Consider the following 8,640-nt stretch of genomic DNA (forward strand, 5'->3'; position numbering starts at 1 on the left):
GGAACGGCGCCTCCCGGTTCGGCCGGCTCCGGCAGACGCTGGCGGGCGTGAGCGAGAAGATGCTCACCCAGACGCTGCGCACCCTCGAACGCGACGGGCTGGTCCGCCGGACCGTCTACCCAGAGGTACCACCGCACGTGGAGTACGAGCTGACCGCGCTCGGCCAGACACTGCGGGAACCGCTGAAGGCGCTCACGGAGTGGTCCGTGGTGCACATCGAAGAGGTCATCACCGCCCGCGGGGAGTACGACGACCGCGCTGAGCGCACCCGGTAGTCGGCGGTGGCCAGGCGGACCTTGCCCACTGCAGAGGGGGGAAGCCACTGAGGGCGCACCCGACGCCTCAGGTATCGGTATCGTCGATCGTTGTACCGCGCGCCGCGGCGGCCGCGGCCGCCCAAGGGGTGCCCGCGCGACGACGGGCCACCCACCCTGCAACATTGCGCTGCTCGCCACGCTCCACCGCCAGCGCTCCGGGCGGTACGTCCTGTGTGATCACACTTCCTGCCGCGGTGAAGGCCCCGGCGCCGATCTCGACGGGGGCTACCAGACTTGTCTGGCAGCCGATGAACGCGGCGTCGCCCACCTTGGTGGAATGCTTCCGCACCCCGTCGTACAGCGTGAAGGTGGTTCCCGCCCCGATGTTGACTGCGGTGCCGATCGTCGCGTTTCCCACGTAGGCGAGGTGGGCCACCTGCGTGCCGTTGCCGACCGTCGTCTCCTTCACTTCGACGAACGTGCCGATTCTGGTGTCCTCACCGAGCTTGGTACCCGGCCGCAGATGGGCAAACGGGCCGACCGACGCGCCCTCGCCGATGATGGATTCGACTGCGTGGGTACGCAGCACATGTGCCCCCGAGCGCACTTTCGTGTCGATGAGAGTGGTGTCGGGGCCGATCACCGTATGGGCGGCCACCGAAGTGCAGCCGCGCAGGATGACACCGGGCTCAAGCAGCGCGCCCGCTTCCAGGTGGACTGTGGCATCGATCCATACGCCCTGGGGCTCGACGATGCGGACGCCCGAGCGCAACCAGGCGTCATTGATGCGCTGACGGAGAACGAGCCCGGCTTGGGCCAGTGCGATCGGTTCGACGCACCGCACCAGATCCAGCGCATCGGCGACCGGCAGCATGGCTACCTTCAGGTGCTCGTCCTGCAGGAAGCGCAGCACGTCCTCCGGGCCGGTTGTTGCGGATCTGCCCTCTGTCGCCAGTTTGTTGACCGCTGCTGTCAGGAACCGGGTATCGACAGCGAGCACAGCACAGCCCTCCGCGGGGTCCGGCGCCCCGTGCGGGAGGGTCAGCATGGTCGCGGCGGCTCCGGTTGACTCATGGGCCGTTACCAGTGCTTCAAGAACCGATGGACGGAGCAACGGTATGTCTCCGCCGAGCACGACCACCGTACCCTCCGGCTGCGGCAAGGCCCGGACGGCCGAAACCAGGCCGGAGTTGGATGTGGGGGCGCCGGCGAGGTCGACGAGCGTGATGGGGGTCCCCGCCCGGTTGGCGAGATAGTCGGTGACGGCGGGGCCGGCAGCGCACGTCACGAGAAGTGAACAATCTGTCTTCAGTGTTTCGACCGCGTCCAGCACGTATCCGACGACGGGCTGGCCCAGCAGCGGTTGGGTGGCGGGTGGACGACTATGGAGGGCGTCCTCGCCGTGGGTGGCGAGGACGATCACTGACCTGTGCACGGGTGCACCTTTCGTAGGTGTGGTGAACGGGGGGCCGTCCCGAAGGGGTGAGTGGGCGCGGCTTCGTCGCGGGCGGCGGGCTGGAGGTGGCACGGCGCTGACTCTGTTCGGAGACCAGAGGTCCTGGCACGGCTCCGCAGCCGTGCGCGCAGATGGAGAGGCAGGGCGAGGAAGCGGGCCGGTTACGACGTGAGGAAGCCTGCGACCACATCCCGAGTCAGGACGGGTGCTTCGATGTCCATACCGTGGCCCGCGTCGATCACCTCAAGGCGGACGCCGGCAGCGAGGCAGGCGGCCACGTAGGGAGCGGGTACTACGCTTTTCCGGTCGGCCTGGACCAACAGAGTCTCGGTACCTTTCGGGGGAAGCGGGGCGGGACGGCTCATCTCGGCGCAGGCGGCAACGACCGCCGTCGGCTCGTAGCGCCAGCGCCAGAGGCCGTCCGCACCCTGGGCAAGGTGGGCGGCCACCTCCGCCGCGACCGTTGCGGACGGGGCGCATGGCCAGTACCGCGCCCGGACGGCGAGGGCTTCACTGGGGTCGTGAAAACAGGGCTCCGGCTGTACACCACGGGCCCGCTCCAGCGCCACGGCCGGATCGATACCCGCAGCGGGGTCGAGGAGGACCAGCCTGCGGACCCGCTCGGGAGCACGGTGCGCCACGTACAAGGCGACCGCTCCACCGAACGACAACCCGACCAGATCCACCCGGGCAAGACCCAGCCCGTTCATGGTGGCGAGTACGTCGTCAGCGTGTTGCTCAAGGGACCAGGGCGGGAGCACCGGTGAACTTCCATGGCCCCGAAGGTCGAGGCCCCAACCGTGCAGACCTTCCAGAAAGCGCCAGCGACGGCCATGCCCGCGAATACCGTGCAAGGCCATGAGAGGGACGGGGCAACGACCCTCATCAGAACCGAGTTCATGTGCGGTGAGCGTCATGAAGTCGGTCCTCCACCGCGCAGGGCGGTGCGCATGATTCCGTCGTGATCGTCCCGCATGTCCGGCCGTTCGTGCAGGAGATGGAGGAGGATTCCTGGCTCCCGGCGAACCGGAGCGATAGCCTCCAAACGATTGATGAAGTCGCGGTCCTCGCCGCCCCATCCGGAGAAGCGAGTATCGAAGCCACCGATCGCTTGGAAGTCCTCCGAGGAGATCATGACGCATCCTCCGGGCGGTCGGCGCAGCAGATACCCCGAGTACGTGCCGCGTAGAGTTCCGTTGCCTTCCTCGACAGCGCTCGCGAGCCGAGCGGAGGAGTTGAAATCGAGACACAAAGCGTCCTCGTACGGCAGCAGCGGCGAGCCGGCAGTTACCTGACTTTGCATCCGTTCGAGAAAAGTCGGCGGGAGAATCATGTCCGCGTCGAGAAGACAGAGGATCGCGTCACCTGCCGCTTCAGCGACACCGTGATTGACAGCGGCTGATTTATTGAACGGTCCGCTGTCACGGTGGTGCAGATAATTGTCGACCTCGCTCGCGAAATGCTGTGAGTGGTGCGATCCATAGTCACTTTCGACCAGCGTGACGGAATATTGCGCGCGATCCAGCGACTGTCGGCGGAGTGCGGCGAGACACGCCCGCAGGTTGCGCACGCGCAGGCCGGTGTTTTCCCGGGACCTGAACGGGATGATGATGCTGATCCGGCCTGTGTCTCCAGGCGGTACGAGGCCGGGACCCGGCGCGTTCAGGGGCGCTTCTGCTCCGCCCGCGAATGCGAATTCATGTGCGTCGGCGGAAAAGTAGAGCAACCGCACGTTCTCTGTCACTGCCCTGCTCAGCCGGTCGATGTGGCGGGACGACTCATCGTCCCCTTCGCACGCGCTGAGAGCGCTGAGTAGTTTGTCGTAGTACGACGGAGCGTCTGCGCCATCTGTCATGTCCCGTAGGACCGAGAGCAGGGGGTGGTGGCGGGCGCCGATGGCTTCGAGACCACGAAGGGCGGCCCGGCAGTGCGGCAGCCCCAGCTTCCAACGGGGCGCGCTGTGCATCCGCGCCGAGGGATCGAGTCCGGCGACCACCGCGCCGGCGAGTATCCGCTGCGGGTCAAGCATCATCACGATGTGCTCCTTTCGGTAGTCGGAGTGGCTGGGTTCCGCTGGGGACGGTGTGGCCGGCCCAAGACATGAGCGGCAGCGCTGGCCGCCACGCAGCAGCCGAGCCCGAGCCAGAGAAGGGATGGGTTGCCCATACCGAACCCGATGACGGCGGGCCCAACGGCGTAGGCAACCGTGCCGGTGAGCTGGAAAACTGCCATGTAGGGGCCTTCGTCCCCGCGCGGGGCGAGTCTTACCGCAGCGACGGAAGCGGTCGGCTTGGAGACCAGTTCCGCAGTTGCGAGGAGGGCGCCAACGAGTACCGCCACGCCTCCCTGCGCCGAGTGAGGGGCAGAGGAGATGGTCGCGGTGGTGGCGATGGCGATCCCCGCCAGGGCGATGGCGTTGAGCAGGATCCGCGATCGCGACCAGGAGGAGATCCGCTCGGCGAGCGGTACTTGGAGCAGGGCGATCACTCCGTATCGCACCGCCACGACGACCGTCGGCCAGAACGGGCTCTGGTGGAGTCCTTCCACGAGGAGCAAGGGCAGCGCCACAGTGGGGATCAGCCAGGCCGCGGACAGCAGCGTCTGGGAGACGACGAGCGACATGAAGCGCCTGTCGCGCAGTGCCCGGCCGGGGGTCGAGCGCTGCTCCGTCTGTGAGGGCCGGGGTGTCTTCGGGATCCTGGCACGCAGAACGAAGCCCGCCGAGACCATGCTGCTGACCACATTGAGCCCGAGGGCGACGCCGAGCCCCTTGATACCGGCCAGTGCCAGCAGCGTGGTGGAGGCGATCGAACCGATGCCAAGACAGGTGGTCTTGAGGAAATTGACGAAGGAGAACCATCTTGCCAGTTCGTCGTCGGTCGCGACTCTGGCAACCGTGGTCGGCCAGGCTGCGCCGTAGAGGCGGTCTCCCAGCATCACCATGAATGCAGCGAAGCCGATGGTTATGAGGTTCGTGCCGAGAAAATAGAAACCGTATCCCAGGGCGGTCAGTGCGTTGCTGATAACCAGGCAGGACTGTGGACCGACCCGCTGCACGAGGCGTCCGCATGTCGGGATGAAAAGAAACGAAAGAAGCGAACCGATGGTGATTCCCGAGCCCGCTACAGCGGTCGGGACGTGTTGGTAGGCGGCGAAGAACAACAAAGAGAGCGGTAGGAAAAGGCCGGCGCCCGCCGTGTCGATGACAATGGCGACGAGGAGTGGCCTGTTTCCTGCGGAGACGGCGGGAACACCGAATCGGGAAGACCTGATGTCGGGCACCGCCGGTGTGCTGTTGGTAATGATTCCCCCCGTGCAGGTTGCGGCTGTGCCGCATGGACCTGTGCGGTTAACGCGAGATGAAAATTACAGGAACTGAAGGTAGTTCACTGTGAACAGTTTGTAGGTCTAGACCATGGGGGGATCAAGTCCCTTTACTCACTCTTTGCTGTCGCTTGGGATGTGGACGTCGGCCGACGTGGTGGACCACGTGAAGTTGCGTGTCGGTTGGAATGTCCGAGACGTGCCGGGGTAACCCGGCATTTATGTACAATTTTTGACTCGCGACCAATGATCCGGCGCGAAACCGCCCCATCAACTAATGGACCATCAGTAGCCCGGCGCCTTCAGCTACTTGACTCGGGCATCGGTGGCTTAACAGGTGGAACGGCAGGCAACGGCGGAAGGAACGCCGTCGGGCCGGCGTGCAGCCCTCCGTTGCCCCCTGGCTCGGGAAGCGCCCAGTGAACTTGACCCTGTCGGGGATCTTGGGGTTTTCCGGCATGGCCCGGATCCGGGGAACACGCCCCTCGGTTCGTTGTCCGTCAGGCTGCCGGGCCGCCGTCGCCGGAACCGACCAGGTTCCGGAGGTGACCGACTGCCGTGCGGAGGGCTGCCAGCTCGGCCATGCGTTCCGCGTTGCGCTCGGCGAGTGCGGTGTTCAGGCCCGCGAAGAACCGTGTGCGGTACGCCAGGTCCGCCTCGATCCTCTGTAGTTCGGCGAACAGGGCGGGCAGCTCGGGCTGCCGTTGTGGAGTGAGCAGTCGCAGGCGTGCGATGCGGGGGAAGTACCGCCGCAGGAGGGCCTGTACGACGCTTGCGGCGAAGACCAGTCGGACCAGTGAGAGCGTCATGGCTGCTGCCCTCCGTGGTCGGCCTGCTGGTGGCGTCTGCGCAGCACGCGGCAGTCGGTTTCCCTGCTCGCGTCGTGCTCGGCCCTGGCGACGGCTTCGGCGAGGTCGAACTCCTCGCAGGCCTGGCACGGTTCGGCGTCGGTCTGCCGGCGCGGTGCGGGGCCGGGGGGCGGGCCGGGGAGCGTCACCATCCTGTCCCCCTGCGGCTCCGGGCGTTGATCCGTGCGTTCTCGGCGGTCAGCCGCTCCGCCGGCGTCGGGGGACGGACCTGCTCGGGGGCGGCTTCCCATTCCGGGCCGCCGATGACCGGCCGCAGCGACCAGTACGGGCCCGCGAGCCCGCGGAACTCCCCGGCCCGGTTGCCGTGCCCGGTGTCCACCATGAGCGTGCCGAGTGCCGGGATGTGTGTGGGGTCCTGCCTGTCCGGGGTGCTGTTCTGTGCAGCCACCACCGCTCCTCTCCGTAGTCATTCCACTACCAGGGCGGCTCAGCGTGGCCTACTCTCAAGAGACCTTCAACCTCCGGCTAGTTGAATGAAGGATCGGTGAAGAGTGGCTAACCGAAAGGAACTTGACCCCGAGAAGGGGCCGAGGGCTGCGTTCGGGGATCGTCTCCGCAGGCTGAGAGAGGAGCGAGGCTGGACCCAGGACGATTTGGCGGACCGCACGGGGTACTCGGCGTCGCACATTTCGGGGGTGGAAACTGGCGCCCGAAATCCAACTGCCAAGTTCACTGCGAGTGCGGACAGGGCGCTCGGTACTGGAGAAGCGCTCGTCCGGCAGGGGGCAGCCGTCCGCGACTCGGCGATACTCGACGGCTTCCCGGAGTTCGTCGGATTCGAGGGCAAGGCATCAGAGATCCGCCTGTTCGAGCTGGGGATCGTTCCGGGGCTGCTCCAGACAACGGAGTACGCCGCAGCCATCACCAGGGGTGCTGTGCGGCGCGGCGCGATCACGGAGCAGCAGGCAGAAGAACGGCTTGAGCTGCTGGCCCGACGACAGCAGTCGGTCGGGCGGACACCGCCTCCGCAGATGTACGTGCTGCTCGACGAAAGCTGTATCAGGCAACGGGTGGGTGGGCCCCGAGTCCTGGCGGAGCAGCTGGGCCGCCTCCTGGAAATCGCGGACATGCCCAACACCGTTGTGCAGGTGGCCACGTACGAACTGGGCGAACGCCGCTCCTTCGACTCGCCGGTCACGTTGATCACCCTGTCTGATGGCTCCTGCATGGCCTACGCGGAGTCCGCGCACTCCGGCCGTTTGGAGCGCGATACGCGCTTGGTCCGGCCGCTTTTCACGGCCTACCATCAGCTACAGGCTGAGGCGCTCTCACAGACGGAGTCCGTGGCCATGATCAGTCAGGTGAGAAAGGGCATCCTGTGACAACCGATTCGCTCAACTGGTTCAAGTCCTCCTACAGTTCCAACGGTGGCCAGTGCGTTGAGGTCGCCGCCGACCTGATCGGCTCGTGCGGCGTGGTCCCTGTCCGTGACTCCAAGGATCTCAGCGGCCCGGTCCTGGGCATCCCTGCCGGTGCGTTCGCCTCGTTCGTGGCGGGCGTCAAGGGCGGAGAGTTCGGCGCCGCCTGACCGCCAGGGTCCGGCGCGACACGAAAGGGCACCCCATGACGACCGAATCTCCCCGTTGGTTCACGTCCTCGTACAGCAACAACGGCGGCGACTGCGTCGAGGTCGCCACCAACCTGGTCGCCTCGCGGGCCACGGTTCCTGTCCGTGACTCCAAGAATCCGGGCGGCCCCGTCCTGGACGTCACCGCCGGTGCGTTCGCTTCCTTCGTGACGGGTGTCAAAGCCGGAGAGTTCAGCGCCGTCTGACCCTCCCCGGCCCCACGTACATGCGTGCAGAGCTGCCCCACCGTGCGACCGTGCGCGGTGGGGCAGTTCGCTGTCCGCGGTACGTCGGACACGGCGGCCGCCCCGTGCCCAGGGGCGAAGGACGACGTGCGGACCGCCGATGTAACGCTTTCGGGCGCCTCGGACTAGTACCGGGTGTAAGGCATCGCACCTATGACCTGTCCTGAGGAGCCATCCGTGCCAGCGGAGCATCCGACAGCACCACCCGCGCGGGACCCGGCCGGGTTCGCCGCGTTCTACGAGCAGCATTTCGACATGGTGCTCGGTTTCGTCACCCGGCGCGTCGACAGCGCGCACCTGGCCGCCGATCTGACGGCGGACATCTTCGTGGCCGCCCTGGAGGGCGCGCACACCTACGACGCCCGGCGCGGCGCACCCGTCGCCTGGCTCTACGGCATATCCCGCAACGTCATCCACGCCCACTTCCACGGCGCCGCCCGCGAACAGCAGGCGGTCGCCCGGATCAGCGGGCGGCGGCTGCTGGACGACGAGGATGTCAGCGCCATCGAGGCGAGGATCGACGCGGACCGCACCGTCCGGCAGTTCGCATCCGCCCACGCCGCGCTCTCCGACCCGCTGCGGCAGGTCCTCGACCTCGTGGTCCTGGACGGGCTCACGGTCCGCGAGGCAGCGCAGGCCCTGGGGATCAGCTCGACCACCGCCCGCGTACGACTGCACCGCGCCCGCAAGGTCCTGCGTACCGCCGGCCGGACACCCCACACCACCACCCACGACACCCTTCTGGAGGCCGCCCAGTGAACGCCCCCGCGCACTTCAAGCAGCAGCTCGCCGACGAGCTGAGCGCTCACGCGGCCTCGCTGTCCGCCCCTGCCGGTCACCGGGCCGCGCTCCGGCTGCCCGCGCCGCGCCGCTGGGTGCCCCTCACCGTGGGCCTCGCCGCGGCAGCCGCCGCCGTGGCTGG

Annotated in this window: 12 protein-coding genes; 5 read left to right on the plus strand and 7 right to left on the minus strand. The window is 67.2% G+C overall.

The window, feature by feature from the left end; all coding sequences use genetic code 11:
- Positions 1–275 (plus strand): helix-turn-helix domain-containing protein (locus tag G3I19_RS31860; protein WP_164267194.1); only part of this gene is annotated, 275 nt, incomplete at its 5' end.
- Positions 276–342: 67 nt separating this feature from the next.
- Here the strand turns inward: G3I19_RS31860 and G3I19_RS31865 are convergent.
- From G3I19_RS31865 to G3I19_RS31895, 7 genes are all read right to left on the minus strand, one after another.
- A complete protein-coding gene (locus G3I19_RS31865; RefSeq protein WP_164267195.1) occupies positions 343–1,692 on the minus strand; it encodes an NTP transferase domain-containing protein in 1,350 nt (449 codons plus the stop codon).
- 182 nt (positions 1,693–1,874) lie between these two features.
- Entirely contained in the window at positions 1,875–2,630 is a 756-nt protein-coding gene (locus G3I19_RS31870; RefSeq protein ID WP_164267196.1) for an alpha/beta fold hydrolase, read from the minus strand.
- Positions 2,627–3,745, minus strand: a complete 1,119-nt coding sequence (locus tag G3I19_RS31875) for a galactosyltransferase-related protein (protein ID WP_239074967.1) — start codon at positions 3,743–3,745, stop codon at positions 2,627–2,629. The genes G3I19_RS31870 and G3I19_RS31875 overlap by 4 nt, the downstream gene beginning before the upstream one ends.
- Positions 3,745–4,995 carry an MFS transporter gene (locus G3I19_RS31880; RefSeq protein ID WP_343235268.1) on the minus strand — a complete coding sequence of 417 codons (1,251 nt, stop codon included), beginning with the start codon at positions 4,993–4,995 and terminating at the stop codon, positions 3,745–3,747. Before G3I19_RS31880 ends, G3I19_RS31875 begins: the two co-directional genes overlap by 1 nt.
- Before the next feature lie 542 nt (positions 4,996–5,537).
- Positions 5,538–5,846: a hypothetical protein gene (locus tag G3I19_RS31885; RefSeq protein WP_164267198.1), complete on the minus strand. Its 309-nt coding sequence runs from the start codon at positions 5,844–5,846 to the stop codon at positions 5,538–5,540.
- Positions 5,843–6,037, minus strand: coding sequence for a hypothetical protein (locus tag G3I19_RS31890; protein WP_164267199.1), 195 nt, complete (start codon positions 6,035–6,037; stop codon positions 5,843–5,845). Before G3I19_RS31890 ends, G3I19_RS31885 begins: the two co-directional genes overlap by 4 nt.
- On the minus strand, positions 6,031–6,294 hold the full coding sequence (locus G3I19_RS31895; RefSeq protein WP_164267200.1) for a hypothetical protein: 264 nt from the start codon (positions 6,292–6,294) through the stop codon (positions 6,031–6,033). Before G3I19_RS31895 ends, G3I19_RS31890 begins: the two co-directional genes overlap by 7 nt.
- 103 nt (positions 6,295–6,397) lie before the next feature.
- Here G3I19_RS31895 and G3I19_RS31900 point away from each other — a divergent pair, with 103 nt between their 5' ends.
- The 4 genes from G3I19_RS31900 (at position 6,398) to G3I19_RS31915 (ending at position 8,477) form a co-directional block, all read left to right on the plus strand.
- Complete coding sequence (locus tag G3I19_RS31900; protein WP_164267201.1) at positions 6,398–7,228, plus strand: helix-turn-helix transcriptional regulator; 831 nt, start codon at positions 6,398–6,400, stop codon at positions 7,226–7,228.
- On the plus strand, positions 7,225–7,434 hold the full coding sequence (locus G3I19_RS31905; protein WP_164267202.1) for a DUF397 domain-containing protein: 210 nt from the start codon (positions 7,225–7,227) through the stop codon (positions 7,432–7,434). The genes G3I19_RS31900 and G3I19_RS31905 overlap by 4 nt, the downstream gene beginning before the upstream one ends.
- A 35-nt stretch (positions 7,435–7,469) precedes the next feature.
- A complete protein-coding gene (locus G3I19_RS31910) occupies positions 7,470–7,679 on the plus strand; it encodes a DUF397 domain-containing protein (RefSeq protein ID WP_164267203.1) in 210 nt (69 codons plus the stop codon).
- 216 nt (positions 7,680–7,895) lie between these two features.
- On the plus strand, positions 7,896–8,477 hold the full coding sequence (locus G3I19_RS31915; protein WP_343235269.1) for an RNA polymerase sigma factor: 582 nt from the start codon (positions 7,896–7,898) through the stop codon (positions 8,475–8,477).
- Positions 8,478–8,640 lie beyond the last annotated feature (163 nt).

Origin of the sequence: Streptomyces sp. SID10853 (assembly GCF_010548145.1) — a bacterium.
Classification (GTDB): domain Bacteria; phylum Actinomycetota; class Actinomycetes; order Streptomycetales; family Streptomycetaceae; genus Streptomyces.